The sequence below is a fragment of the Gemella sp. GH3 genome (assembly GCF_013415425.1).
GTDB lineage: Bacteria > Bacillota > Bacilli > Staphylococcales > Gemellaceae > Gemelliphila.
This window is the reverse complement of record NZ_JACBYC010000098.1, coordinates 1-630: the sequence shown is the minus strand read 5'-3', so window position 1 is coordinate 630 and position 630 is coordinate 1. Positions and strand designations below refer to the sequence as shown.

Annotated in this window: 1 protein-coding gene; it reads right to left on the bottom strand. The window is 32.9% G+C overall.

Going from position 1 to position 630, the window contains the following annotated elements; all coding sequences use genetic code 11:
• A partial coding sequence (locus tag HZY83_RS03330) for a Cna B-type domain-containing protein (protein ID WP_179942658.1) occupies positions 1 to 630 on the bottom strand: 630 nt, incomplete at both ends.

Here is a 630-nt window from a genome sequence, read left to right as displayed (position 1 = left end):
CCATCTTTGAACTTCGGTAAGTTTGTAAATTCGTAACTCCAGTTATCTTGCTCACTTACTTCTTTACTTTGAACTATTTCTCCGTTTGATAATAAGTTTACCGTGATACTTGTTGGACGTTTGCCATCTTGGTTATTATTATCTTCCCAAGTTTTTACTCCAGATACTTGTGTATTTTCTGGCGTGTATTTGTTTGTTATGTTATAACCATTGATTATTGTTTCATATCCAGCAACTTGATTTTCTGTTACTGTATATTTTATCTCTTGCCCATCTTTGAACTTCGGTAAGTTTGTAAATTCGTAACTCCATTTATCTGTTGCACTTACTTCTTTACTTTGAATTACTTCTCCGTCTGCCAGTAAATTAACTGTGATTTTTTCTGGGCGTTTTCCATCTTGGTTATTATTATCTTCCCAAACTTTTTGTCCAGTAACTTGTGTAGTTTCTGGTGTGTATTTGTTTGTTATGTTATAACCATTGATTATTGTTTCATATCCAGCAACTTGATTTTCTGTTACTGTGTAATTTACTTCTTGTCCGTCTTTATATTTCGGCAAGTTTGTAAATTCGTAACTCCAGTTATCTTGCTCGCTTACTTCTTTACTTTGAACTAATTCTCCATTTGAT